The following is a 26,843-nucleotide window of genomic DNA, read 5'->3' as shown; positions in this document are numbered from 1 at the left end:
GTTAAATAATAATTATGCCGGCAGCGCTGCCAGCTGCCCGGCCCTGGTAGCGGTATTCCTTCCCTGTACGCCAAAGTCCTGGAAGGCGATCCGCTGTTCTGTCCTGTATATTTCGCGGCCCGCTATTTCATTGATGATGAAAGAATTCCGGTAGGCGCCCATGCCAAGATCAGTGGAGATAAGGCTATGCGAATGCGTTTCGGCATTCTGCACAAATATTTCGCGGCCTTCATGATCAATGGCGTAATTACGGCGTACCTCAAACTTACCATCGGCATCACGCGCAATGCGGGCAGCTATACCCTGCAGAAAAGCTGGCTCCTGGTATTTGTAGCCTGTTCCCAGTACCACAAAAGCGGTAGAGGCGCTGAAGTGCTGTTGCTGCTGCACCTCGGTAAGATCCAGCGTATATGCGCCGCTGTTATCTTCGCGGATATTATTGAGCTGCACACCCGGCTGTATCCTTACTCCGGTATCCTCACCGTCTACACTCAGTTCATAGAGCGCATCCCAGATATCGTTGATCAGGTCGTAATTGATTCCTTTGAACTGCGACTTCTGTATATCCAACAGGTCTTTTCTTTTGGCGGCGGGCATATGGTAGAAGTAGTCCACGAAATCAGGCGAGGTAAGCTCCAGGGTAAGTTTAGAGTACTCCATCGGGAAAAACCGGTCGGGCCGGGTGAACCAGCTGATCGTAAAGCCGGGGCTCCTGCGTTGCAGCAGGTCGTAGAACACCTCCGCAGCGCTTTGTCCCGAGCCGATAACCGTTACTGATCCTCCTGCCAGTATTTCATCACGGCGGGGGATATACGAAGCAGTATGGATCACCTTTTTAAATTTCCCGCCGGCCGCAAATGCAGGCAATGCGGGTTGGGTGCCGGTACCCAACACTATCCTTTCCGCAAAAAAGGTAGCGGCCTGCCCGGTCCTGGTATGCTGTACGGTTACTTCGTATAACCCATCCCGGTAAGCAATACCTGTTACCCGCTGTGAAAAGCGGCATGAAGGAAGTTTGGAGACCACCCATTTACAATAGCGGTTATATTCTTTCCGCAGAACGAAAAAGTTTTCCCTGATAAAGAACTGGTATAACCTGCCGGTTTCCTTCAGAAAATTAAGGAAGCTGTAAGGGCTGGTAGGATCTGCCATTGATACACAATCGCACAGGAAAGGCGTTTGAAGCGTAACATGATCAAACATGAGCCCGGGATGCCAGTTAAATTCATCTGCCTGGTCAAAGAACAGGGCGGGCAGTTCCTTTACCGGTGCAATAAGCGCCGCCATACCAAGGTTAAAGGGGCCTATGCCAATACCTATTACAGCGTAAACCTTTTTTGTACTCATCTTAAAAAAATTTTACGGGGACTTCCGCCTCCGGGGTGATCGTGATATCTTTATTCTGCGGGAATTTAGCCCAGTACCATTCACGGTAACAGAAGTTGAGATTGGCCTTTTTATGCGGCATTTCGATCACCTTCTGTATTTTGAAGCCAACGTGGGCTTTGTTCATCATGGAGGCCAGCGAATCTACAGCGCCCTCTCCTACCATCTTGCCCACTTCCGGCTGTGCAAATACATAATCTACCATGCATTGTGTGGAAGGCGAGGCAAACTTCTTTTTAGGGTCTGTAGGCGCAATAAACTGGTGCGTGCCATAGTCGGTAGGCAATACATCGTAATAATCGCCTACAAGGTCCCGGATGGCCCAATACACTTCAATATTGAAGGTGGGCTCTCCATTGGCCTCCCCGATATAGCTGTACATCATGTCGCCGGGTAACAGGGTACGGTAATAGGTTTCCAGTTGGCGGAGAGGCCAGTTCATTTGCCAGATCTTAATGGCATGTTCTCTGTTGAACCATTCATGCAACATTTCCAGGTCTCTGTCGAGATCCACAGGACGAAGGGTGATCACCACATCTTCCTTTGGAAAATAACGGCTATAGCATATTTGCTTTCCCGCCGGTTGTATAAGCTGCCTTGAAAAGAAATGGGTATGCAATACATTGGGATAATTCACCTGTAACACCGCAGCGGGACTTTCACCGCCATCGATATTACATAGGGAAGTGAGCAGGTTTGCCTTTTCTGTGAGATACCTGCGTTGCAGCACATATTCTATAAAACCGCTGGGATCCGCAGGCTGCAGTTCCTTCAGCCGGTTGTACAGGATATCCACCAGTTCACTTTCATCGGCGAGGCCATTGGCGGCAATGCTGTTGGCCAGCCCCACCAGGTTGCTGATAATGAGGTAATGTGATAACAATTCAAACAATCGCTCGTCGGGGATAAATCCTTTTCCCGTTTCCCCTATTCCCGGTACAATAGCCGATAGCTGTTCATGAAAACTTTTCCTGAAAAGAAAGCTCTGATTATCCCGGAACCATACCCTGGCGGGGAACCCCTTTGCATCCAGTTCCAGCAGGGTATTCTGCTGATGCAGCTCACAGGCGATGCCCCCGTTGTTGAACAGGCGGATAACAGGCTCCAGCAACAGCTCCAGGTATTGCGTATACCAGGCAACCGCTGTTTGTGCTGCAGATTTACCGGTAGCCGCCGCAGCGCCTTCAATAACACGGGTTATCCTGGCCTTTTCACCCGGCAGTGCTTCCTGGCAGAAAGATGCCAGCAGTCCCACGTTCTTTTGAGCTGCTGCTTTTTTAAACGGGTTTTCCCGCATGGAAGTGCTGAAACCATCGATGATACTACCCCCCACTACAACGGTAATAAAAGCGGGATCACAGATGATACCTGCAGTGGGAATGCTTTGCTGCAGTTGTTGTCCCTCCGGTGTAGCCAGCAGGCGGGCAACGTCGTATCCCCTGTGCAACTCGTGGAGATGGTTGATCCTTGCGGCGCTGGTAATTTTCACATGCAGGGAAAATTTAAACATCCAGTCGCTTTCTTCATTGTACACTGTTCTTACAGATGCAGTAGCACTGAACAGGGGGCCGTGCTTACCCAGGTTGTACAGCTGCCCGGAAGCGTGCAATTGTTTTACCCGCGGATCGTTCAGCAGGTATTTTGCTTCCCAGGGGTGCACGGCAGTGACTTTAAAATCGGGATGGCTGTTCAGCAATATGCTTACAGGAATCTCTTCTTTCGTATATTCCTGCAGGTGATCCCTCAGTATATGCGATGGCAGCGGGCCGCCGGCATTTTTTTCCGTAACGAGCGCGGGGTGCAGGAGGAAATAATGCAGCTGGAAACGTCCTCCAGTTTCGGGAGAATAGTGCAGCAGGTCATCTCCGGAAAACCCATCCCTTCCTTTACTGAGCACATGGGTGCTGTGTCCTGCAGGCAGCAGCTGTTCCGCTTCCAGGAAGGTCATTACCGGTTTCCCCGGGTCTTTCCCGGTTTCCCGGAAATGTTCCAGGAAGATGCCCATATTATGGATGCTGTTACGCAGCCGGTGAATGATATTGGCTGCAGCCGCAGTGGGATGTGAACGGCGGGCGTGTGTGGCAGCCAGTTCCAGGAAGCGTTCCGGTCCTATTACGGTGATATCATCTGTGACCATATTCCTTTCCGCCACGGGAAAATGATAACCGTGCTTTTTTGACACGGAGGCATACCGCAGTGGTGCATATACTTCTGCATTATGATCGGGGAAGCTGAACCTGAGATGCAACGTATAGCCGGTACTGTTAAACCAGTTTGCCAATGCCTCGTCATATTTGGGAACACCTTCATACAAGGTACTGTTGTTAAGCTCTGTGCAGCAGTTATTGAGCAGCACCGTGAAGTTCAGTTGTTCTGCCACGTGGTGGAGAGGTTCTTTAATTGAGTGTGTCTTTTCCATGTCGTTTAATGATTGTCAGGATATTGCGGATATCGTTCACCGTTGTGAGTGGATTCAGTATCGTGAATTTGAGATAAAAGTGCCCGTTCACTTTTGTACTGGCTACAAGCACTTCTCCGCTGAAGAACATCGATCTCTTTATAGCCAGGTTGAAAGCATCCGGATCCGGGATGAGACGGTCCTTTGGCAGGTACCTGAATACAAGTACGCCAAGATCAGAATGGCTCAGGAGCTCAAAGTCCGGCTCCCCTTCCAGCAGGTGGGCTGCAGCGGCAGCGGTATCAATGATAGCGTCTGTATATTCCCCCAACTTTTGTTTGCCCATGAGGCGTAATGTGAACCAGAGTTTCAATGCATCAAACCGGCGGGTACTCTGTGTAACGGATTTATTGATCTGTGCAGGCAGTTCTTCATAGTCCTGTTCCTCGGGGTTGAGATAGTCTGCATGATGCCGGATAATATCGAGTGATTGTTTATGTTTTACGATGAACGCGCTGCTGCTGATAGGCTGGAAAAATGATTTATGATAATCCACGGTCACCGAATCGGCCAGTTCCAGCCCATTGAGCAGGTGCCGGTATTTTTCAGTGAGCAGCAGGCCGCAGCCATAAGCAGCATCTACATGCAGCCAGATACCATGCTTATTGGCCAGGCGGCCTATTTTCAACAGCGGGTCGAGGTTGCCAAAATCAGTGGTACCAGCGGTAGCAACAATGGCAACAGGAATATTACCCAGCTCCTGTTCCCGGATAATAGCGGCTTCCAGCAGACTGGCATCCATGCGGAAACGGTGGTCGGTAGGAATGTTAACAAGCGCTTTTTCCCCCAGGCCAAGCAGCGCCGCATTTTTCTGGTTGCTGAAATGCGATTTCTCAGAAACGAAGATGCGGAAGCGGCTGGCTTCCGGTGGCAGCCCGGATAGTTTGATGTTGTGCTGCAGGTGTTTCAAGGCATAATGATCCCTTGCCAGCAGCAGTCCCATCAAATTGCTCTGGGACCCACCCGCCGTAAAGATGCCATCGCTGCCGCTACCGTAGCCAATTTCGGCGGCGGTCCAGTCCACGATCTTCCTCTCCATAAAGGTGCCCCCCGCACTCTGGTCGTAAGTATCCTGGGAGGAGTTGATAGCGCTCACCAGCACCTCTGCCGCCAGTGCGGGGATCACCACGGGACAGTTGAGATGCGCAATGTAATGTGGCAGGTGAAACGCCGTGGCATGTTTTACATAGAGCATATCCACTTCTTCCAGCAAGCTGTTATAGTCAGGTAGCGGCGTATCAAAATCAATGGTACTGAATATGGCAGCCAGCGTGTCTGGTTTAATACCACTGAAAGGTTTCCGGGTGTTGGTCAGAAAGGTATTCACCATTTTCACAGCCATGCGCATAGCAGCATTATATTCCTCCGCCGATCCTGCATAGAACAGGTCCTTGCAGGCATCGGGGGTGAGCGCACCCCGCGTGGTGGGTGCGTCTGTAACAGTATTGTTCATAAAATAATTTTAGAATAACTTATACTTGGTCATTATCAGGTAAACCAGGTAACCTTCTGTTCCACCGGTGTCCGTCTCTTTTTTGATGGCGGGGTATTTTCGTCAGGATACCCCACCATCATCAGTCCTAGCGACCGTTCATTGTCTGCCAGGCCAAGCCCGGTCACATAATCAACAGATGCGCCGGATGTATTCCAGTAAGACCCCAGCCCGAATGCGGTGCAGGTGAGCGCCATATTATGTACTGCTGAAGATATGGCAGCCACCTCTTCCCATTCGGGAAGCGATATGGTTTTGCTTCGTACCAGAATGATAGCGATCATGCAGGCGGCTTTCAACGGATAGTTACGGAGGAAGGTATACTTTGTTTCGAAGGCAGCTTCCGGCATTTTAGACTGGTAATAACTGCGGTAGTACGCTGCCATATAATTACCAAACTTCTCCAGCTGTGATCCCTGCAATACAATGAAGCGCCACGGTTCCGTCATTTTATGCGTGGGCGCCCATATGGCATTGGTCAGGATCTCCTGCAGGATGTGCACCGGTAACTCCTTCGATACAAATTCGTCTGCGTATATGCTTCTCCTGTTCCGTATTATCCGGGAAATAATTTCCCCCTGCTGTTCCACATCCGTGATGCGGGGCAGCGTTACCTGGTCACTGTTGTTCATAAATGTTTTAATGATTATACCCGGGCCGGGTCATACACTTTCCCGTAATGCTCCTCCATTACGAGGTATGGATTTTCCGGGTGGGCTACTGACTGGATACCGATCAGGCTTGTTTTGCTCATCATCCGTAACATCAGCCGGCGTTCACATTTCACCATCCGGCCGTTCTCATTCCTGTATCCCGCTGTGAAAGCGCTCCGGCCATGAGCACACAGGTGGTTATTTACAAAGATCATATCCCCGGCTTCGGGAATAAAATCATTATAGATAAGCGTTTTTGCTTCTCTCCAGAAATTTACCAGGTTCTCCATTGCCTCCGGTAGTTGCCCGGCCTCTTTATTATAGATTTGCTCTGCCGCATCAAAACGGATAAACGGCGTGTTCCTGTTGCCGTATAATACTGATGTGTGCACACCTTCGCCAAGCGCTTCATCGGTATCATAATTGGCATCTTTCGGACATTTATAAATAGGCTCAAACAGGCATTCCAGGGCAGGTCCCGGCTTACCGTGGGAACGTATGGAATACAGCATGGAAGGCACCTGTTCTTCATTTCTCAGGTATAAAAAGCTGAGGAAATCGGCGGCATTAAAAAGGAACGCGTCTTCCGTATGCACAAACAGATCCGTTCTTGATCCGGAGCCTGTTTGCGACCAGGCCATGTTGTTATCCGGGATAATAGCATGCAGTAACCCGCCGCCCCTACGCTGGGCAAAATATTCAACAGGTTTTGACGGAACTACGCCATGCAGCAGGGCGCTTATAAACCCGTATTCTACCAGCTTTTCCGGGTCCATCTCCCTCCAGCTGGCGGGTGTAGGCCCCAGTTCTTCCTGGTCTACATCTACCAAACCTTTGAGCACGATGGCGCCATACTGTTGTGCAGAAAAATCGGCGCCCATCCGGCTCAGTAGCCGCGCAATACGTTCCGGTAATATCTTGAATGCATTCAGGTGAAGCATGCTGATAAAAGCGGGATTTTCGCAGTTGCCGTAAATCTCTTTCAATGCTTTTCCTGTTTTAGTCAGTTTTGCTCTTTCTTCTGCTGACACAGTGATGATAGCGGGCGCCAAAGGAGCCGGGTTAATTGTTGAAAGGCTACCCGCAAGATGCTCTGAATCCGTGTTAACCAAAGCGGTTAATGTTTGCGTATTCATTCAAAAAGGATTTTAAAGGTACTTAAAGGCATAGCAAAGCCCCATAGTCAGGTAACCTGCTATGCGTATTCTTTTTTCCCGCACAATGAACGCGCGAAGAAAATGCTGATCATTTTAAAACAACTGGCAGGGAAGCTTCAAATGTGTTTTCAGTTAAATAAATAAGGCTCAATAGGGCTAAATGGGTTAAAATACGGGCTATTGACGAATATTAGCCATATCTTAATTCAGAGTACAACACAAAAGTACCTGAAAATAGCATTACTCATTTATCAATATGGGAAAAAAATTTTCGCAATCGGGAAAGTATTTTACAGATCCGGAGTTTTTTACCGGCTGCCGTAAAATATCACTCATTTATCTTAGCGATATCAATAGCAGCTCTCTCTTCCGGGTATAAAAAAAGATCGCCTCTTATATAAGAGACGATCTTTTCTGTCTTCATCATTGTTACCGGCTCACTAGACCAGTAAACTTCTTACCAGGCCTTTACTGTACCCCCCAGCTTTTATTAGGCTTGGGGCCCATGAACAGTTCCAGCGTTCCGCCATCGGTTAACTGCTGGTGGGTGAACGTAGGTTTATTCAACGACTTGCCATTGAACTTCGCCTGTTGGATATATTTATTTACCACGGAGCTATTATGCGCTACTACGGTAAATTGTTTTTTATTGGGTAAGGCAATGCTTACATTCTCAAACACCGGGCTGCCGATGGTGTATTCGGGAATACCTGGCGTTATCGGGTAAAAACCCATGGAGGAAAACACTACGAAGGCAGACATGCCGCCACCGTCTTCATCACCGGGAATACCAAAAATATTATCCCTGAACCAGGCATCCAGCAGGAAGCGGATGCGCTGCTGCGTTTTCCAGGGAGCGCCGGTATAGTTGTATAAATAAGGGATATGAAAGCTGGGCTCATTACCCATGGAGTATTGCCCTACCAGGCCGGTGGCATCCGGGAACTTGCTCCAGAAGGCGTAGCGCGACATATCCAGCGGTTCGCGGAACAGCTGGTCCAGTCTTTTTTCAAAGGCATCTTTTCCTCCCATCAGGCCAATAAGGCCAGGGATATCCTGCTGCACCTGCCAGAGATAGGTCCAGCCGTTGTTCTCATCATAATACTCACGGCCGCCAAGACCACCGTCATATTTTACATTGATATCGATCCATTCCCCGCTACCATCTTTTGGCAGGAAGAATTGTTTGTTGGCGTTCCAGAGATTTTTATAATTCTTTGCCCTTGGTGCAAACAAACGCTGGTCATCTTTCTTATTCAGATCACCGGCCAGTTCTGCTACTGCCCAGTCGTCGTAAGCGCCGCCCAGGGTCACCGCTACCGCCTGTCTTTTTTCAAAAGAATGCACAGCTGGCTCTGTTTCTTTTTCACCCGGACGAAGTGCCGGGAAATAGCCTTTGTTATGATACACATCATCGAGCGCTGTTTTAGGACCATTGCGCCAGGGAAGCATAGTAGCTTCGGTGGCATTTTTGCGCATGCCTTCATAGGCCTTTTCAATATCAAAGTTCTTCAGTCCTTTGCGGTGTGCATCCAGCATTACCACGGAAGAGTGGAACCCGTTCATACAGGCATGATCGCCAAACAGCACGGGGAAAGTAGGCATCCAGCCGCTCTGCTCATACATATGCACAAACGATTGTAACATGTCTTCTTCCTTTGCGGGGTTGAGGATCATTCTCAGCGGGTGCAAAGCCAGGTAGGTATCCCATGTCCAGTCGTCCACATAAAACGGACGCTTGTCTTTATGGACCTGTTTATCGTAACCGCTATAATACTGCCCGTCTTCCGTAATGTCTACCGCCCTTTCATAGCAACGGTACAACGCGGTATAGAAAGAACGCTGCTGTGCAGTGGTGCCTCCTTTTACTTTCACCTGGTTCATCACATCGGCCCAGGCTTTTTTACCATTGGCGGCTACGGCGTCAAAATCTTTTTTACTGATCTCTTCTTCATAACTTTTCTTTGCCTGTTCAGGGCTGATATAGCTGATGGCATATTTAAAAGTAACTTCCTTTGCAGCGGCAGGAAAACTGATAAATGCTTTTAGTGCTTTACCAGCAATATTCTTATTGTTGCTTAATTGCCCCTGTTCTACTACTCCGGGTTTTCCAGCTTCGCTGAAAACGCCGTAGAGATATACTTTTACATAACCATTATAAGTTTCCATCCCGGTGATCACATTGCCCGGCAGGAAACTGTAGGCAGCCTCTCCATCGTTGTAGGTGCCGAACAGCAAAGATTTTTCCTTAGCGGCGGGAAATCGGAAACGGTAGTAACCCGTTTTTTTACCGGCGGTAAATTCCACGTTCACTTCATCCTCCAGCAGCCAGGTGGAATAATACCAGGGGCGGTTGGTTTCCAGGTTATGATCGTATGGCATCCGGGTTTGCCAGTCGCTTTGCGAGATGGCGCCAACAGCGGGTTTCACAGAAAACACCTGTCCCAGCCGGTGGGATACAATGTTCAATGGAAAGTCGGAGATCTGGTCGTCCATAAAATCTTTCCGCTGGGGAGTAAACCGGATCATCTGGTTGGGCAACTGCACGGTAGGCCGGGTGGGCTCCAGCAGCTGACCTACGTTTCCGATGGTTGGGTCAACCAGGTCTATGGGTTGCTTCGTTCCGGGGATAGTATCATACACCGCAGCACAGGTGCGGCCGGTTAAGCATACAAAAGGCGTCAGCATCAGGAGGCTGCGCAGCTTCCAGTTTGTTTTTTTCATTCACTAAAATTTATGCGCTGGGAGAATTCTTCATTGCTACGGAACGAATTAACGAAATAGTTTAATCATGCACAAGGCATGATTAAACTATTTACAGGTCAAATCAAAAGGTACTTATCAGTAGCTTGGGTTTTGTGTCCAACCCGGGCTCAGGTTCAGATCGCGGAATGGTATCGGCGCAATATACTTGGGTCCGGGATTGGCTACCGCGGCAGGATTCAGGGGAAGATCCTTGAACTCATTCGGATCGCGGCGGGCAATCACTTTTGGTAATAACTGCAGGCGAACAATATCGAACCAGCGTTGTCCGAATTCACCGGCAAACTCATATTTACGTTCATTCACTACCGAATCGCGGAAAGCGGCGGCCGACAATCCTTTCACGATATTGCCCAAACCAGCGCGGCGCCTTACCCTGTTCAATGCTTCATAGGCATCATCAGAAACGGTATTGGTAGCCATGGCGGAAGCTTCTGCATAAATGAGCAGTGTTTCCGCGAACCGCACTACATCGGTTGTTTTATTGGTACTGGCATTAAAGCTGATTACCTTGGTTGGTGTTTCAACGATACCATCGCCTACACCATAACGGAATTTGTTGTAGTAAGGATGTTTGGTGGCTGTTCTGGGATCATCCCAGCTTACCACGCCATACTTGTTACTCTTGATCTGTGTATGGAAAGTTTCATCGGTACGTTTGCACACCGGTGCATCCTTGAAGTAATTGATCTCAGGGAAGAAGTCATCCCATCCGCCTTCATCATCCGGTATACAGGTAGCGCCAAAGGAACGGTTGGGCAACTGGCCGCCTACATTGTATTCCAGGCCGAATACAGATTCAATGTTGTTGTTGGTTTTAAATACATCCAGGTAATCGGGCACCAGGTCAAATTTATTGGCATCCATCACCGCTTTCGCCTCTGTTGCAGCCAGGCTGTAATTAGAGGCCTGGTTAACCGGCCAGCCGGCCATGGTCAGGTATACGTTGGCCAGTACAGCCCTGGCGGCGAGCGCACCGGGCCGGCCTACGTTTACACCGGCAGGCCATTTGTCCGGCAGCATAGAAGCAGCTGCTTTCAGGTCGCTGATGATCTGCTCATATACTTTAGCGGGCTCCTGTCTTGCAGGAATGGTGGTAATTTCTGCCGGGCCGGTAATGATGGGCAACGCGCCGAATGTTCTTACCAGGTAGAAATAACAGATACCTCTCAGGAAATAAGCCTGCCCGCCCGCATAAGCGCGCGCCTGGATGGCGTCTGGCGTAGTAGCGGTTACTTTTTCAAAATTGGCGATCACGTTATTCGCCTGGTAAATGGTATTCCATGGCCCTTCCCATCCTGCACGGAGACTGGAATTGGTGGAAGTGCCCTGGAGACGGTCAAATTCACGGGAATCTGCCTTATTGGACGCGGGGTGAGTGGTAAGATCATCAGAACCGAAATAAGCGGTTAGTTTGCTGGTAAAACCCCAGGCCCCGTCTACTGCCAGCGCCCTGAAGGCAGAAGTAACTGCGCCATCCAGTTCACTCTGGGTATTAAAATAATTACCCGGCGTAAGTGTTGCTTTTGGATCTTCCGTGAGCTTCACGCAGGATGATACACCGATCATGGCTGCAATAGCGAAAGGAAGGAAATATTTTTTGTTCATAATAATAATTTTTAGAAAACCAGGATCCTTTTCTTTTTAATTATAGGCCAAGTCTTACACCAATCGTATAGGTTTTGGGGTTAGGCACGGTACCTGTTTCCAAACCTTGTGTAATAGCATTGGTAGCATTGGTTACTTCCGGATCATAGCCAGGGAAATTGGTGATGGTCCAGATATTCTGTGCGCTGATATAAACATCCAGGCTGCGTGCATGAATTCTGCTCAGCAGGCTGGCCGGGATGGCATAAGTCAGGGAGATATTTTTCAGCTTGATATAGCTGGCATCATATACATAACGGCTGCTCTTGATTTCATTCTGGTTACCATATACAGGTACATCCGTTTGTTTTTCGGGTGTCCACATATCCAGGATAACAGTGCTGGTGGCGTCACGGGCATCACCAAGCCCGCCCATGATATAAGGCTGGCTGAAAGAGAACATCTGGTTGCCGTGCGTACCCTGGAACATCAGGTTGAGGCTCCAGTTCCTGTAAGAGAAATCGTTGATAAAGCCGAAGTAGTATTTAGGCATACCGTTACCGATGGTGGTGAGGTCGCCGCCGGAAAGTTTCTTATCTCCATCGAGATCCGCATACCTGGTATCGCCCGGTTTCTTGCCGTATAAAGCGGCTTCGTCTTTCTCTTCACTTTTCCAGGTGCCCAGGTACCTGTAACCATAGAAAGTGCCTAACGGCTCTCCTACTTTAATGATAGATACGCCCTGTTGTGCGGAGCCGATACCATTTACAATGATGTTATCCTGGCCGCCGAGGTCCAGTACTTCGTTCCTGTTAAAGGAGATGTTGAAATTGCTGGTCCATTTGAAGTCCTTGCCCACCACCGGCATACCACCAATGCTGAACTCAAGACCGGTATTTCTCACGCTGCCGATATTGCGCTGGAAGCTTCCGCCGCCGTAATAGAAAGGATTGTCCGTAGCATACAGCAGGTCTGTAACTTTTTTATTGTAGGCATCTGCCGTGAAAGTTAAGCGGCCGCGCCATAATTCCATATCCACTCCCACATCATAGGTAGTGTTCTTCTCCCAACGCAGGGAGGTGGACACCGGTGTGCCCAGCGGCGTGTTTACGCTTGGCGTGCTGCCGTCAAAGTAGTAAGGCAGTGCTGTTCCTATCTGCGCAATGGAGGAATAGGCGGGCACCGCCTGGTTACCCGTCTGACCATAGCTGGCACGGAGCTTCAGGCCTGTTATCACTTTGGAACTGGCCATAAAACCTTCCTTATCTACTGCCCAGCCCAATGCTACCGCAGGGAAAGTGGAGTATTTGTCAACCAGGTGGGAAGATCCGTCTGTACGTACAGATACGGTTAACAGGTATTTATCGTTAAAGGCATAGTTTACCCTTCCCATGTAGGAGATCAGTGCATCCGACCAGTAACCGCTGCTGGTGGATTGTGTTTTACCCAATCCAAGATTCCAGTAACCCAGGCTGTAGGTAGACAGCTGGTTGGCCTGGGCAATAGTATTGTTATTGAGTTTAGACGCCTGTTCTACGAGGGCTGTTACAGTGAGGGCATGTTTGCCAAAACGGTTGCTATAAGTAAGGAAGTTGGAGTTCTGCCAGCTTCTGTAACGGGAGTTTTCCACTTTGGCATAGTCGTTACCGTTATATGCTTCGTTTGATCCCGGAGGAAAGAGCGATTGCGTTTGCTGGCTCTGTAATTCATAACTGTTATTGGAAGTAAATGTCAGGTGATCGATGATACGATACGTGAACACACCGGTAGCAGTTAGGTTAGACGTTTTTCCATCTACAGAACGGCTCATCATATTTTGCAGCGGGTTGGTAGCCAGGGATGCAAAATTGGATCTTGGAATGTAGTTACCCTGTGCATCTTTTACGGGGCTGGTAGGGTCCCACATGCTGGCCTCCGCAAACGGATCGGTGATATCGCCGGAGAAATCGGTGTTGTGCGATTGTGGCAACAGACCCGTGATGTTCACTTTCAGATCCATTTTGCTATTCAGTTTCACATCCACGTTTGCTCTCAGCGTATGTCTTTTATAGCCCGAATTTACCAGCAAACCTGGTTGGTCAAGATAGTTATAGGAGAAGTAGTATTTCACATTGTCGGAACCACCGGATACAGCTACCTGGTAATTCTGGGCCAATGGCTTTTGTGTTAATTCATCCTGCCAGTCGGTGCCAGCCGGGTTATTTTTCAGATCCGCCAGTTGCGCATCTGAAAACGGGTGACCTGTTCCGGTAACATCTCCTTTCAGGTTTACCTGCTGGGCAAACTGGTAGGCATTCAGCAGGCTCAGTTTTTTTGGCAAAGAATTTCTGCTCACCCAGCCACTGAAATCCACTCTTGGTTTTCCTGATTTGCCACTTTTAGTGGTCACCATTACTACGCCGTTAGACCCCCTGGAACCATAAATAGCGGTGGCAGATGCGTCTTTCAGGATTTCCAGGCTTTCAATGTCGCCGGGAGCAATAGACTCCAGGTTGCCGCCAATGTAACCATCAATTACATACAGCGGATCATTACCGCCCGTAATGGAGCTGGCGCCGCGGATCCTTACACTGATCCCTTTACCCGGCTGGCCGCTGTTGCTTTGCACAGTAACGCCTGAAGTGGTACCTTGCAATGCCTGTTCTACCCTTACCAAAGGACGCTTGGCAATTTCAACCGCTTTCACCGAGCTGGTGGCCCCGGTTACGTCGCTTTTTTTCTGTGTACCATAACCCACTACCACCACATCGTTCAGCGACCTGGCATCTGTTTTCAATGTAATGGTCAGATTGTCGCCGGTAACCGCCACCTCCTGTGCGATGTAACCGATATAGGAAATAACCAGTACCGGGGAAGTGGTTTCGCCGGTGGCAATCTGGAATTCGCCCTGTGCATTGGTGGGACTTGAAATGTTGGTACCTTTTACCCTTACAGTGGCGCCAGGTAGTGGTTGGCCGGTTTCATCCAGCACTTTACCCTTTGTCAACTGCTTTTGTGCATAGGCCTGTAACAGGCCCGATGCGAGGAGCATCAGCAATAGTAATCTTTTCATAACGCGAACGATATTTCGATTGATAAGAAAATAATGAATGCAAGTAAGCATCAGCGGCCTAACAGCAGCGCTAATAATGAACTAACAGCGGTATTAATGTTATATTTTTCAAAAAATTTCTTTTAGAAAGATGTATTAATCCAATTCAAATGATCTAAGCAACTCCTTTGGCAGCGACGGTTGCCGGCGACGGTCAAAAACATAATGGCCAATTACCAGGTAATCCATTTCCGTTCGCATAAAGGCAAGCCATGCATCTTCAGGTGTGTTCACCACCGGCTCTCCCCTTACATTAAAAGAGGTATTGATCAGCACACTGCAACCCGTTAATTTTTTAAAACTATTAATAAGTTGATGCAGCTTTGGATGAAGCGTATCATGTACGGTTTGTATCCGCGCAGAGTAATCGAGATGCGTAACTGCAGGGATGGCGGATCGTTGCAGCTGCAGGCGTCCGGCAATGGCAGTCCCGGTATGCGGCATGTTGTTCCCTGCAGCAACAGCGCCCTGTTGTGTTTCTTTCAATGTAGTAGTAAATAACATATAAGGAGAAGCGCCTGCATCATTAAAATAAAGAGCTGCGTCTTCTGCCAGTACCGCCGGTGCAAAAGGGCGGAAGCTTTCCCGGAATTTTATTTTCAGGTTGAGTTGCCGCTGCATACCTGGTTGCCGCGGATCAGCAAGGATGCTGCGGTTGCCCAGCGCGCGGGGGCCAAACTCCATCCGGTCCTGGAACCAGCCCACTACTTTTCCATTTGCCAGGTGAGCGCTTACCATGTGTGTGAGCGTTTCAAAATCCGGCTCGTGCACGGCCACTGCTCCATAGCGGGCCAGCAGCTTCCGGACATCCGCGTCGCCATAGGCGGGGCCAAGGAAAGCGCCCTGCATCGCATCATCTCCCGTAAAAAAAATACGCGCCTGTTCCATTCCTATATGATAAGCAGCATATGCAGCGCCCAATGCGCCGCCGGCATCACCGGCAGCAGGCTGTATCCAGATATCTTCAAAGATCCCGGCTGCCCTTATTTTATTGTTGGCTACACAGTTCAGCGCTACGCCGCCTGCCATCACCAGCTGCCTGCTGCCGGTAATTTCCTTTGCCGTGCGCGCCAGTGCCACTACAATGTGCTCCATCACCTGTTGAATGGCCAGCGCCAGGTTCATATGATCCTGCGTGATGGCCGATTCCGGCTCCCGTCTTGGCATCCCGAACAACGCCTCCCACAGAGGCGTGGCTGTCATTTTCAGCCCCGTGGCAAATTCAAAATAATCCATGTTCAGCAGGATGGATCCATCTTTTCGTATATCCACCAACGTTGCCATGATCTTTTCCCTGAACACAATGGTTTGCGGATCATCCGGCAGGCCGTAAGGCGAAAGTCCCATGAGCTTATATTCGCCGCTGTTTATTTTAAAGCCCAGGAAATAAGTAAAGGCGGCATACAACAGTCCCGGGGAATGTGGAAAACGCAGCTCCCTCAGTATTTTAATATCACTGCCGGCGCCATGGCAGATAGTAGTGGTGGCCCACTCTCCTACGCCGTCTACCGTAAGGATGGCGGCCGACTGAAAAGGCGAAGGATAAAATGCGCTGGCAGCATGCGACAAATGATGCTCCGGGAAATACAGCGGTACCTTTACCGTGGCGCCCAATGCGCGGAACTGCCGCCGCAGCATTTTCTTCATAAACACTTTTTCCTTCATCCACACCGGCATGGCAGTAATAAAACTACGCCAGCCCCGCGGCACAAAAGCATGATAGGTTTCCAGCAGCCGCTCAAACTTCAGCAAAGGCTTATCATAAAATGCCACTGCTGTAAGCTCATCGAAGGAAATGCCGGCCTCCGATAATACATATTTAATAGCCTGCACAGGGAAAGCAGCATCCTGCTTTATACGGGTAAAACGCTCCTCCTGGGCGGCCGCAACAATATGCCCGTCGATGATCAGTGCTGCTGCACTGTCGTGATAAAATGCCGATATGCCCAGGATAATTTTTCTCAATGCTTAAAATATGGCATAAATAAAAGGCGCCAGCGCAGAAGCGCTTGTTAATGCTACCAGCGATGCCAGCAACAACAACACGATGATCAGCGGCAGCAGCCAGAACTTTTTCCGTGTCTTTAAAAAGTAGAGCAGTTCATGCAAAAATTCCATGGCATGTGAATAATGATCGTTTTAAAATGTATGCTGCAGATCTTCTTTTGTATACACGTGATTTCGTATATCCATTACCGATCCCTTATCTTTTTTAAACCTCCGCAGCTGCAAAGTATCTTTGCCCCTCCATTTCCGCCACAGGCCCACCGGTATTACCACCAGTATAAAAACAAGGGTAAGCAGTATGCGCACGTTTATTTCTCCCAATACCTTTGCCAGGCCAAACCACAACAGCGCCAGCGGATATAAAAGCCGGGGCGCCAGCAATATGATGAGCAATAGCAGCAATGCTGCGATCACCAGTCGGAAGTCGCGGTAATAAAGCGATGCCGCCAGCATAGCAGCGGTAGCTACCTGTCCGAACTCCATGCATTGCTGCCCACTGATAGGTGTAAATCCTTTCCACATAACTATACTTTTTTCAACTGGCTTTGCATATTGAGTGCATCCTTATTACCTGGCGATGCCTGCAATACTTTTTCCACATACAACTCAGCGCCGTCTTTATTGCCCATGCGGAAATACAATCCTGCAATCTGGTTGAGCACAGTCACATTTGCCGGTTCCCTGGCCGCCACTGTTTGCAGCTCCAGGATCTGCAACAGGCAGTCCTTCACCGGCAACAGGTTTAATCGACGGTCGTTATGCTCTATGGCATAATCCAGGTAAGGCAGGGCTTTGCCGGCATCATCCTGTTTCAGGTAAAGCACAAAAAGCGTTCTGGCCACATCAAATGCGGGCGACAGGGCAAATGCCTTTTTAAAATAGAAAATGGCTTCTGCCGTGTTATTCAGTTTACCATTGTAGTTGCCGGCTTCTTCATAATACGCCGCTTCAGTAGGATGCTCCTGAACCAATGCGGCCACTATGGTAGCTGCATGCGCAAAATCACCGGTTTGATTGTAGCCGTTGTACAGCTGCTGCAATGCTGCTTCCCAGGAGGTTTTCCTGAAAGCCACGTTGTAGGCCAGCTGTTCTTCCCCGGTGGAGATCAACGTTGTATCGTATACGTGAGTAGTCTTAAAAGGCCAGCTTTTTTTGAGGTTGGCAATTTTATAAGCGCCGGAAAGACTATCAACAGCCGTGATGGGCATGGCTTTCAGTAATTGCGCGAAACTCATGGCACTGTCGTTGGGCGCTTTGAAAAGACCCTGCCTTTTCATGGTAGTATAAAATACATCCGACAACAGCGCATAGCCGTCCAGGTTAGGATGCACATGTTCCAGGACCAGGTTGTTGCCAATGATATGCCCCGGACTGGCGGCTTCAAAAGCGGCGTTGGCATCTACCAGGTGGGCATTTTTATATTTGCTGCACAGGTCAAGCAGCACTTTATTCAGTTTGGAAGGTGCGCGGAAACGGAGCGCGTCGAGATCCCGGGCTTTATCATAGTATGCTTTGGCAGCAGTGCTGTCGCCTTTTTGCAACGACAATACTCCCAGGTAATAATTACAGCCGGCATGTGCGCTGTAGCTGTTTTCCGCAGCAAGAAAATATTGCATCGCCGCAGTGGAATCACCTTTGGCTATCGCCTGTTCCCCGTTCCGGTACGCAGTACCAAAGCCCGGGTATTTTGCGCTGTCGGGTGCTATACTGATAAAAGGGAACAGGTCTTTTTCGGTAGACACGAGGTTGCTGATAAATACCGGCACATTGGCCTCATCCAGCATACGCAGGGTATTGTCCATATTGGCAGTGAACTGGGTGATACCTCTTTCATACATGGCAGATCCGAAAGGGATCTGCTGTTCCGCCACCATCATTTCCATGCGGGTTTTGCCCCCGCCTTCCGTACCGGCGGGTTTCAGCGGGGAAAGTTTGTGGAGCGCAGCGGCCATGAGCTGTGTAATACGCAGCTCCCTCAGCTTCAGCACCAGGTGCACTATGAAAGGGCTGCCGGCGATATTGTCTGTACTGCCGGTGCCCAGGCAACCATAATACTCGTTGTGGCCGGTATAAATAAGTACTGCATCGGGTTGATACGGCAGCAGTTCTTTTGTAAAGCCTTCTACAGTATAGGAATTAACACCGGTTAATGAAAGATTAATGATCTCCAGGTGCTTATCCGGGTTGGTATGCATGAGCCGGAATTGCAGCCAGCGGTGAAAGGAGCCGTTGTGAAAATAGGGATACCCGATAGTGGTGGATTCTCCCAGTACAAAGATGCGGAGCGTGCCGGAATCCTTTACTTTCTTAAACAACTCGCTATTTCCCTTTGTGGCGATATCGGCATTGGAAAAATATTTCAGGGAAGCGGCCGGGTTGAGCTGGTAATAACCGGGGTGTTGCGGAGCCGTAATAAAAAGTTGAAGGCTGTGGCCGTAATTGAATACCCGCAGTCCTGCCTCCACTCCACCTATTATTAAAAAGGGAAAAAGAATGCTGATGATCCTGATCACCAGCATTCTTTTTTTTCGTAATAAAGTGGCCTGAGTGCCATAGTCGTGGAATCTTGTCTTATTCATTACAATGCAATTTATCCGGGCAGCCTTAATGGCAGCACTAATAATGCACTAACGGTGAAAAGAAATAATGAATTAAGTTTTAATTAATCGCCGGGGATTTTGTCGGACTCAGGATTACGCTAATTTTGATGATTTCATTGATTTTATTAATTTGGTGATGGTGGTTGGGGTTTCCGGACGGGTTCTGTATGTATGCTACTGGGCTACAGTATGGATACTTCCGGTTTCCGCCGTATTTTCACCATATATACGCCATAGTTCCGCCCTATATACCCTATACTTGTATAAATATGGCATAATAACAGGTTAATTTTGTTCTACTTTCCGGTGAGATATAGATATAACAGGAAGACTCCTACAGTATGCCTTACACCTGTGTTAGTTGTAGCTTATTCACAGCCCCAGGCCCTGGTAGGTCCAACATCTCCCCAAAATTCCAAAAAATAAAATCAAACTAATCATCAAAATCAGCGTAATCAGTGTTCCAAGACAAAATCCGCTCATTTATCCCCCGAATAGGCCGTGAACGGCTGGGGGAACTCCTCCCCGTACATGTGGAGATATTCCTTTGCGAATTTGTTGAAGGCGGCTCTGGCCAGTGAGTGGCGGCCAAGCGCTACGAGGCTGCTGCATTTCATGCGGAGCGCTTCTTCGTTTACCGGGTCGAAGAGGAAGATGCTGTCGGCGATCTCAATCAGCAGTTCGGGATCTGTATTGAACTGGTTGGCGGCTTCTGTGAGAATATCGAGGGCTACTCCTGAAATTTCGGACTGGATATCTTCCAGCCAGGTATAGTTGGCATCAGGGAGGAAAGAGCCACGGTGAAGGATCTTCAGCAGGTCGCGGACGGGTTGCTTTTGCAGGGGCCGGGGCGAGTGCAGCAGTTGCTGGAACCCGGCCAGGTCCATATCGATGTCGTCTGTGGCATACTGGAGGCTCCAGCGGTCCGCTTCTTTTACAAAGGCGCAGGCGCCCAGTTTATCGAGTATGGCTTTCAGCTTCACCATATTCACCGAGCGGTTGTTCTGCGCTTCCTTACTGGATTTATCGCGCCAGAGGGTGGCATAAAGCCGGTCCGACGAAATACCTTTCCCTGAACGGATGGTGTTGATGGCAATAAGCAGGAATAATTCCTTGAGAAGTGGGGTAAAGAATTTGGTGATATCCTGCCCTTCCTTGTCCAGCACCTCGAACGGGCCAAAGAAATAGACATGGCCTTTCTTTTCGGCGATGATCTCTTCCGGTGCAGTTTCGTCGGTAGTGGTTTCGGGTATCACCACCGGCAGCGGCGGCAATGACGTGGCAGGGGTAACCGGCGCAGTGGCCGGAGTGGTGGCAGCCGTTGCAGCAGCCTGTTGTGGCGCGGCCTTTTTACGGCGGCGGAGCAGGAACACAATGATTCCCGCCACAGGGACCAGCAGCAATAGATACCATGCGGAGATCCCTTTCAGCCCGGCGCTTTCCGCTAATACGGCATCAGGCGGGAATTCCAGCGTATATACTTTTACTGTGGTGTTATTGTCTTTTGAAGTATAGAGGGTTACCGCCACCAGTTTTTTACTGTTGCGGCAGTAATAAAGGTCGGCGAACGACTTGATATCATGAAAAGAATAAGGAATGGCATCGGCCAGGGGCTTTAGTCCTGGCGCTTTCAGGGAGCCTTCCACCAGTTGCAGGGTAGTATTGAATTTATCATCCGGGAAGATGAGGGCGTAATAATTCCGGGTAGCCGGGTCTATGACCAGGCTGTTGGCGAAGCAGAACTGTGCGGGAGGTTCTTCCAGTTGCAGCACTTTATGAAAGGAGTGATCCTTTACATAAAAGGCCATCAGGTCGTAATAATGACGGGGGTTTACCACCTGGTTGCCGCTGTTGCTGCCATAGCCGCCGAGAATATAGGCGGTATCGCCGTTTTCAGTGGCGCCGGTGGCGGCCAGGTACCTGGGGGTAAGTCTTTCCCCGGTGGCGGGCACAGAATCCCATTGCCCCGTGCCGAAATGATAGCGCTGCACGGTATTCTTATATTGCATTTGCCCGTATCCGCAGAGGATATAAAGCGAGGAGTCGGACCGGGAGATAAATTTATTGGCCTGCCAGTAAACGGTGAGCAGGTCAGGCGTATAGCGGATATCCCATTTCCGTGCAGCAGAATCATAGGATCCAGCTTTCTTCTGATCGATATAAAAATTGAAAAGTTTATTTAAGAAAGGGTTGAACACCGACTGGTTCCCCGGCATCAGGCTATCCAGCCGTTCGGAAAGGCGGACGCTCTGCTCCTGTTCATTTTTAAAAGAGATCTGGTATAAAGAATCGGAAGACACAATATAGAGCACTTCCTTTTCCCGGTCGAATGCCACACTGGGCGTACCGCTGATTTCCCAGCTCCTGAGCAGGCTCCAGTTGCGGTGCCTGGGCCCTATCCAGTTGGCATTGCGGATCACGGCGGTTTTACCTTCCTGCAGATCTGTGGCCGTATTGCCTTCATTTTCAGAAAGAGGCCAGTTATACCTGGTATGGCCTCCTTCTTTCACTACTATATTACGGAGGTTCATAGGCGGAATGTCTACCGTTTGAAACCCTTCGTAGGTATTGGTACCAAAGAATACCCGGGTACATGCAGGGCTGCCCAGTTTTGCCGGGCCTTTGGCAACAAATTTATTGTTAACTGAGATGGAGGCTTCGTTATGCTCAGGGTCGAATTGAATCGCAATATGCGTCCATCCACCGAAAAGGGCGATAGAGTCGATAGCAAATGCCCTGGAAAAGCTTTCCCCGATGAGGAAGTTAAAGCTGCGTTCCCGCTGGTTATAAACCAGGTCTATATTCTCGTTGTTGGCAGCAATGATCCTTAATACATAACCGAAATAAGTTTCCTTATAGGGGAGTAAATTAAAATCGAATGATATTTCGCCGCTCTTTTTGAAACACAGGGGGCCTGATGAAGTTAAATTCAGCGTTGTTCTCCTTTCCTGCACCACTTCATGACTAGAAAAGCGTAATCCATAGGACTGAGCATAACCAGCATTTGTAACCAGATGAACAGATAAAAATAGTAAAAGGATAAATTTCCACATACTCCGCTAAAAAACTAAAATAACTGTTTGTTTAATACTTATCGATCTAACGCCACGTGGAATATACAAATAATAAACAAATTAGTGCTTTTTTATGGCCTAATAATCAATGACAAATGTAAATTATACACCCTAAGTTGGCAATCAGCAGACACCGGTTGCCGGCTATTTTAAAAACTGGCTCACCAGCAATTCCCACTCTTCTTCCTGGGTAATGGAAGGCCTGGTTGTGCCCGCCCGCCGATACCAGTAATCCGCATTTGCATGGTCTCCCTCTACCCTGTGCAGGTAAGCATGTACCCTGGCGGCATCCGGTCCGGGCAGATCATCTACCAGGTCGTGCGCCTTGTTCCAGTTCCCTTTCCCTTCATACCAGAGGGAATCAAGATATATCGACATATTTTTGGGTGGATGCGCCTCCTGTAAGGATTGTTTAAATTCGTTCAGATCCATCTTTAAAATTTATCAGCCTGAATAATGTGGGCCTCAAATATACGGAAGCAGCGGAAAAAATGCCAAACCTTCCTTTCTTCCTGATATTAAATTCGCTATTGGGTAGATGATATAAGTATGAACTGCCTATCCGATATTGTTTCCTTTCATCCATTTTCAGAAAAAAAAATACAATATTCTTTTATTTTGTGCCCCGCTAACCAAATCTATAATCATATTACATGAGTGGACAGTTCAAGTTATGCACACAGATATTGCCAGCCATTATTATTGTCAGATCGACACTAATAATGCAGGGGTGCGGCGATCAGCCAGCCGGGAGCAAATCGACTAAAGCGCCGGAAGACAACCGTTTTACCAAAACCATTCTTTCAAACGACCTGAACGAACCAATGGAACTGGCTGTTGCCGGTAACGGAAGCGTATATTTTATTGAGCGCAGCGGCAAATTGTATCATTACGATCCTGCTGCACAAACCACCAAAGTCGTATATACATTCCCGGTACTGCCGGATACCAAGGAAGGATTTGGCAACGGGCTGCTGGGCGTAACCCTGGACCCGGGTTTTGAAAAAAATCATTACATCTACTTTTATTATACACCCAATAAGTTACCGGCCGCACAACAGGTGTCACGCTTTACCATGGAAGGGAAAGACTCCCTGATCCTGTCTTCCGAGAAAGTATTGCTGACCATTCCCCTGGAATTGGAAGTGAGCGCGCATACCGGGGGCTCGCTCGACTGGGACCGCGACGGCAACCTCTTTATTTCCACCGGCGATAACACGGTGCCATTTGCATCCAACGGCTATGCGCCGATAGATACTATTCCCGGCCGTATCACCTTTGATGCAGAGCGCTCTGCCGGCAATACCAACGACCTGCGCGGAAAAGTGCTGCGCATCCATCCCGAGCCGGATGGCAGCTACACTGTTCCTGCCGGCAACCTGTTCCCCAAAGGCACTGCCAATACACGCCCTGAAATATACGCCATGGGCTGCCGCAACCCCTACCGTATGTCGGTAGACACGGCCACCGGTATTGTGTACTGGGGCGAAGTAGGCCCCGATGCAGGACAGGACAGCGAGCAGGGACCACGCGGCTACGATGAGATCAACCAGGCCAAAAAGCCGGGCAACTTCGGCTGGCCATTCGTAGTAGGCGATAACAAAGTGTATCCCCAATACGATTTTGCTACCAAAACCATTGGCGCTCCTTTCAAGGCGGAAGCCCCGGTAAATAACTCCCCGCATAACACCGGCCTGAAAGTATTACCGCCGGCGCAAAAGGCCATGATCTGGTACCCGTACGATTCTTCCTCCGTGTTCCCACAACTGGGCAATGGCGGCCGTTGCGCCATGGCCGGACCGGTATATCATTATAACAAGGCTACCGTTAGCCCCACCGGCTTACCCGAATGGTACGACAACGCCCTGTTCATTTACGACTGGATGCGTAACTGGGTATATGCCGTGCGGCTCGACAGCCAGTACAACTTTAAATCGATGGAGCCCTTCATGAAAACAAACGGCGATTTCAGACGCCCGGTAGACATGGCCATCGGTAAAGGCGGCGACCTCTACATCCTGGAGTATGGCTCTGTATATGGTATTGACAATGATGACGCGCGATTGGTACGTATTTCCTACAATGGCGGCAACCGCGGTCCTGTAGCAACTATCACAACTATTGACACTGCAGGCACCGCACCCATGAAAGTAAATTTCAGCAGCAAAAAAAGCTACGACTTTGATGAAGGACAAGCGCTGAAATACGAATGGAACTTTGGTGATGCCACTGCTGCTGTTACCGATTCCTCTCCCGTACATACCTACGAAAAAAATGGAGTGTACCACGCCATCCTGAAAATAACGGATCCCGAAGGCGCCAGCAGTACAGACACCGTTACCATCCGGGTGGGCAATACCGTGCCGGTGGTAAAGATCACTACTACCGATAACAACACTTTCTATTTTGATAACAGCCCGCTGCATTATGCAGTAACAGTTACTGATAACGAAGATCCTTCCATCAATAACGAACAGCTGATGATCGGCCTGCATTACATTCCGCGCAGCAAATCTAAAACGGAACAAGGACACCAGCTTATTACAACGGTACCGGCGCATCCCGGTAAGGTGCTGATGGAAGGCAGCGATTGCAAAGCCTGTCACCAGCTGGATAAAGCCTCTGTAGGCCCGGCCTTTACACAGGTGGCCAAACGCTATGAGAAAGATCCCAAAGCCCCTGCCTATCTCGCCAACAAGATCATTAAAGGCGGTGGCGGCGTTTGGGGCGAACATTCCATGGCGGCACATCCGCAATTGTCTGTAGACGATGCGGGGCAAATTGTAAAATATATCCTCTCGCTGGCTACACAACAGGCAGCTGGCAGTTTGCCTGCTTCCGGCGCAGTAGCCTTAAAAGATCACCTGGGTAAAGAGAAGTACGGCAATTATGTACTGGCAGCCACTTATACAGATGGCGGCGGTAACGCCTCCCCGCTTAGCGGCAGTGCCCTGCTGCTGCTTCGCTCCCTCCGTATGCAGGCAGAAGATGCCGACTCTGTTCAAAACATCGGGCGCTCAGCAGAACAACTGGGATCCATCCATAACAAATCGTTCTTTGTGTTCAGGAACATCGACCTGAAAGGTATTCACAAAGTAACGTACCGTTATTCATCGCTCGATAAAGACGCGATCCTGGAAATCCATACCGGCAGCGCTACCGGACCGGTGATCAGTAAACTGGCATACAAGGCAACCGGCAACTGGAATAAATTCATAGAAGTAACGGCACCCGTACAGGATCCCGGCGGCAGGAACGATCTTTACTTTGTATTCAGCAAAGATCAGCAACCCAACCAGCACCTGTTCACGCTGGACTGGCTGGAGTTTAAACCGTAAGTGATATTATAATATAGTGCGGGGCGTTTCAGTTTACCTGAAATGCCCCTTTTTTTCAGCATACTTCTTTCCCCTGTTTTTTTGTAGCTTTCCACATCGTTCAATATAAATAAAGCCCATGAACAACCGCTTAAAGTATAAGTTATCTTGCCGATACCCCAATATTTAAAGTTGTTTTTCCTCATTGCATAATTGTAAAAAAGATGTTTAGAACCCTTCTTAATTCCGCTCCGGTTATTTATACTATATTCATTTTACTGGTTAGTTGTGGCGGAACGGCGCCTGCTAAACAACCCGCACAACAATCACCTTCCGAGCCCATTCTGTCAATACAGGTGCAGGCACGTTATCCCGGTGCAAATGCCGGTACAGTGCTGGATTCAGTAGCCGCCCCACTAAAAGATTCCATTTTTCATTACGTTGAAAATATGGATTATATGACCTATACGGCAAGTAGTAATGGTTCATTAACGATGACCATTTACTTTACACCAGGCACTCAACAGGACCAGGCTGAACTGGATATTTCAAATGTATTGGCCGCAACAACAGGACAACTGCCTTCGCAGGTAATACAGTTCGGCATCACCATTGTGCGACAAAATGAGCCAATGGTGATGGCAATTGATATGTATTCGGAAAATGTCCGGGATTATGACCAGGCATTCCTAACTGAATATGCTGCTACCCGCATTGTTCCTGAAATACGGCGAATTCCCGGTGTTAGTCATTTGATCACGCTTACTGAACATAAAGATTCATTACTACGTATATGGTTAAACAAAGACCGCATGGCTTCTTTTAACTTAACATTGAAAGCGCTATTAGCAGCTATCCCCGCAGAAAATTTGGAAGCGGTAACGGGAATATTGTACAAAAAAAGCAACCGGGCTTTTGATTATGATTATATTATTAAATACAAAAGTAAGCGCAACCAACCGGCTAAATACGGGGATATGCCTGTTCACACTAATACCGGCACCGTTTTGAAATTAAAGGATGTAGCAACTAAAATTGAAGCGGGTCCTTATATATATGGAAACTTCACCCGCATAAAAAATAATCCTGGTGTCAGCATGGTAGTAATGCCGCTTGCCGGCTCAGATTATCACAAGATCCAGGTGGCGGCAAACAAATTGATGGAAACAGCATCGGCAAAATTTCCGGCCGGTATAAAACATCTGATATTATATAACCCCCAAGACTCCTTATACATTTCCGCAGAGTAAATTCCGCA

The 26,843-nt window shown here is 48.8% G+C and carries 16 protein-coding genes; 2 read left to right on the top strand and 14 right to left on the bottom strand.

Going from position 1 to position 26,843, the window contains the following annotated elements; all coding sequences use genetic code 11:
• Positions 1–12: 12 nt before the first annotated feature.
• The 14 genes from FN124_RS20765 to FN124_RS20705 form a co-directional block, all read right to left on the bottom strand.
• A complete protein-coding gene (locus tag FN124_RS20765) occupies positions 13–1,347 on the bottom strand; it encodes a lysine N(6)-hydroxylase/L-ornithine N(5)-oxygenase family protein (protein ID WP_142686711.1) in 1,335 nt (444 codons plus the stop codon).
• A gap of 1 nt (position 1,348) precedes the next feature.
• Complete coding sequence (locus FN124_RS20760) at positions 1,349–3,805, bottom strand: GNAT family N-acetyltransferase (RefSeq protein WP_142686710.1); 2,457 nt, start codon at positions 3,803–3,805, stop codon at positions 1,349–1,351.
• Complete coding sequence (locus FN124_RS20755) at positions 3,783–5,297, bottom strand: pyridoxal phosphate-dependent decarboxylase family protein (protein ID WP_142686709.1); 1,515 nt, start codon at positions 5,295–5,297, stop codon at positions 3,783–3,785. The genes FN124_RS20760 and FN124_RS20755 overlap by 23 nt, the downstream gene beginning before the upstream one ends.
• A gap of 35 nt (positions 5,298–5,332) precedes the next feature.
• Positions 5,333–5,968 (bottom strand): nitroreductase family protein, encoded by a 636-nt coding sequence (locus tag FN124_RS20750; RefSeq protein WP_142686708.1) that lies wholly within the window; start codon positions 5,966–5,968, stop codon positions 5,333–5,335.
• A 14-nt stretch (positions 5,969–5,982) separates the two neighbouring features.
• A complete protein-coding gene (locus FN124_RS20745; protein ID WP_142686707.1) occupies positions 5,983–7,125 on the bottom strand; it encodes a Fe(II)-2OG oxygenase family protein in 1,143 nt (380 codons plus the stop codon).
• Positions 7,126–7,614: 489 nt separating this feature from the next.
• Positions 7,615–9,870, bottom strand: a complete 2,256-nt coding sequence (locus FN124_RS20740; protein WP_260607546.1) for a GH92 family glycosyl hydrolase — start codon at positions 9,868–9,870, stop codon at positions 7,615–7,617.
• Positions 9,871–9,987: 117 nt separating this feature from the next.
• The gene (locus FN124_RS20735) at positions 9,988–11,517 is read right to left on the bottom strand and encodes a RagB/SusD family nutrient uptake outer membrane protein (RefSeq protein WP_142686706.1); all 1,530 of its coding nucleotides are present in this window, start codon (positions 11,515–11,517) and stop codon (positions 9,988–9,990) included.
• A 40-nt stretch (positions 11,518–11,557) separates the two neighbouring features.
• Positions 11,558–14,548, bottom strand: coding sequence for a SusC/RagA family TonB-linked outer membrane protein (locus tag FN124_RS20730; RefSeq protein WP_185937296.1), 2,991 nt, complete (start codon positions 14,546–14,548; stop codon positions 11,558–11,560).
• Between the two features lie 135 nt (positions 14,549–14,683).
• Positions 14,684–16,552, bottom strand: a complete 1,869-nt coding sequence (locus FN124_RS20725; RefSeq protein WP_142686704.1) for a carbamoyltransferase family protein — start codon at positions 16,550–16,552, stop codon at positions 14,684–14,686.
• 3 nt (positions 16,553–16,555) lie between these two features.
• Complete coding sequence (locus tag FN124_RS30940; RefSeq protein WP_185937295.1) at positions 16,556–16,705, bottom strand: DUF5989 family protein; 150 nt, start codon at positions 16,703–16,705, stop codon at positions 16,556–16,558.
• Positions 16,706–16,726: 21 nt separating this feature from the next.
• Positions 16,727–17,116, bottom strand: a complete 390-nt coding sequence (locus tag FN124_RS20720; RefSeq protein ID WP_142686703.1) for an SxtJ family membrane protein — start codon at positions 17,114–17,116, stop codon at positions 16,727–16,729.
• Between the two features lie 2 nt (positions 17,117–17,118).
• Positions 17,119–19,173, bottom strand: a complete 2,055-nt coding sequence (locus FN124_RS20715; RefSeq protein WP_142686702.1) for an SGNH/GDSL hydrolase family protein — start codon at positions 19,171–19,173, stop codon at positions 17,119–17,121.
• Between the two features lie 500 nt (positions 19,174–19,673).
• Positions 19,674–22,247 (bottom strand): galactose oxidase, encoded by a 2,574-nt coding sequence (locus FN124_RS20710; protein WP_142686701.1) that lies wholly within the window; start codon positions 22,245–22,247, stop codon positions 19,674–19,676.
• Between the two features lie 165 nt (positions 22,248–22,412).
• On the bottom strand, positions 22,413–22,700 hold the full coding sequence (locus tag FN124_RS20705) for a hypothetical protein (protein ID WP_142686700.1): 288 nt from the start codon (positions 22,698–22,700) through the stop codon (positions 22,413–22,415).
• 221 nt (positions 22,701–22,921) lie between these two features.
• Here FN124_RS20705 and FN124_RS20700 point away from each other — a divergent pair, with 221 nt between their 5' ends.
• Positions 22,922–25,606: a PQQ-dependent sugar dehydrogenase gene (locus FN124_RS20700; protein ID WP_142686699.1), complete on the top strand. Its 2,685-nt coding sequence runs from the start codon at positions 22,922–22,924 to the stop codon at positions 25,604–25,606.
• Between the two features lie 203 nt (positions 25,607–25,809).
• Complete coding sequence (locus FN124_RS20695; protein WP_142686698.1) at positions 25,810–26,835, top strand: efflux RND transporter permease subunit; 1,026 nt, start codon at positions 25,810–25,812, stop codon at positions 26,833–26,835.
• The last annotated feature ends 8 nt before the right edge of the window (positions 26,836–26,843 follow it).

Origin of the sequence: Chitinophaga polysaccharea, from assembly GCF_902150045.1 — a bacterium.
Taxonomy (GTDB): domain Bacteria; phylum Bacteroidota; class Bacteroidia; order Chitinophagales; family Chitinophagaceae; genus Chitinophaga; species Chitinophaga polysaccharea_A.
Note: the sequence above shows the minus strand (reverse complement) of the source record. Positions and strands in the feature narration are given on the sequence as shown.

Excerpts from the sequence above, each read along its gene's own strand:
- FN124_RS20720 (WP_142686703.1), bottom strand. The coding sequence starts at position 17,116 with ATGTGGAAAGGATTTACACCTATCAGTGGGCAGCAATGCATGGAGTTC.
- FN124_RS20730 (WP_185937296.1), bottom strand. The coding sequence starts at position 14,548 with ATGAAAAGATTACTATTGCTGATGCTCCTCGCATCGGGCCTGTTACAG.
- FN124_RS20695 (WP_142686698.1), top strand. The coding sequence starts at position 25,810 with ATGTTTAGAACCCTTCTTAATTCCGCTCCGGTTATTTATACTATATTC.
- FN124_RS30940 (WP_185937295.1), bottom strand. The coding sequence starts at position 16,705 with ATGGAATTTTTGCATGAACTGCTCTACTTTTTAAAGACACGGAAAAAG.
- FN124_RS20700 (WP_142686699.1), top strand. The coding sequence starts at position 22,922 with ATGAGTGGACAGTTCAAGTTATGCACACAGATATTGCCAGCCATTATT.
- FN124_RS20715 (WP_142686702.1), bottom strand. The coding sequence starts at position 19,173 with ATGAATAAGACAAGATTCCACGACTATGGCACTCAGGCCACTTTATTA.
- FN124_RS20710 (WP_142686701.1), bottom strand. The coding sequence starts at position 22,247 with ATGTGGAAATTTATCCTTTTACTATTTTTATCTGTTCATCTGGTTACA.
- FN124_RS20760 (WP_142686710.1), bottom strand. The coding sequence starts at position 3,805 with ATGGAAAAGACACACTCAATTAAAGAACCTCTCCACCACGTGGCAGAA.
- FN124_RS20705 (WP_142686700.1), bottom strand. The coding sequence starts at position 22,700 with ATGGATCTGAACGAATTTAAACAATCCTTACAGGAGGCGCATCCACCC.
- FN124_RS20755 (WP_142686709.1), bottom strand. The coding sequence starts at position 5,297 with ATGAACAATACTGTTACAGACGCACCCACCACGCGGGGTGCGCTCACC.
- FN124_RS20750 (WP_142686708.1), bottom strand. The coding sequence starts at position 5,968 with ATGAACAACAGTGACCAGGTAACGCTGCCCCGCATCACGGATGTGGAA.
- FN124_RS20765 (WP_142686711.1), bottom strand. The coding sequence starts at position 1,347 with ATGAGTACAAAAAAGGTTTACGCTGTAATAGGTATTGGCATAGGCCCC.
- FN124_RS20745 (WP_142686707.1), bottom strand. The coding sequence starts at position 7,125 with ATGAATACGCAAACATTAACCGCTTTGGTTAACACGGATTCAGAGCAT.
- FN124_RS20735 (WP_142686706.1), bottom strand. The coding sequence starts at position 11,517 with ATGAACAAAAAATATTTCCTTCCTTTCGCTATTGCAGCCATGATCGGT.
- FN124_RS20740 (WP_260607546.1), bottom strand. The coding sequence starts at position 9,870 with ATGAAAAAAACAAACTGGAAGCTGCGCAGCCTCCTGATGCTGACGCCT.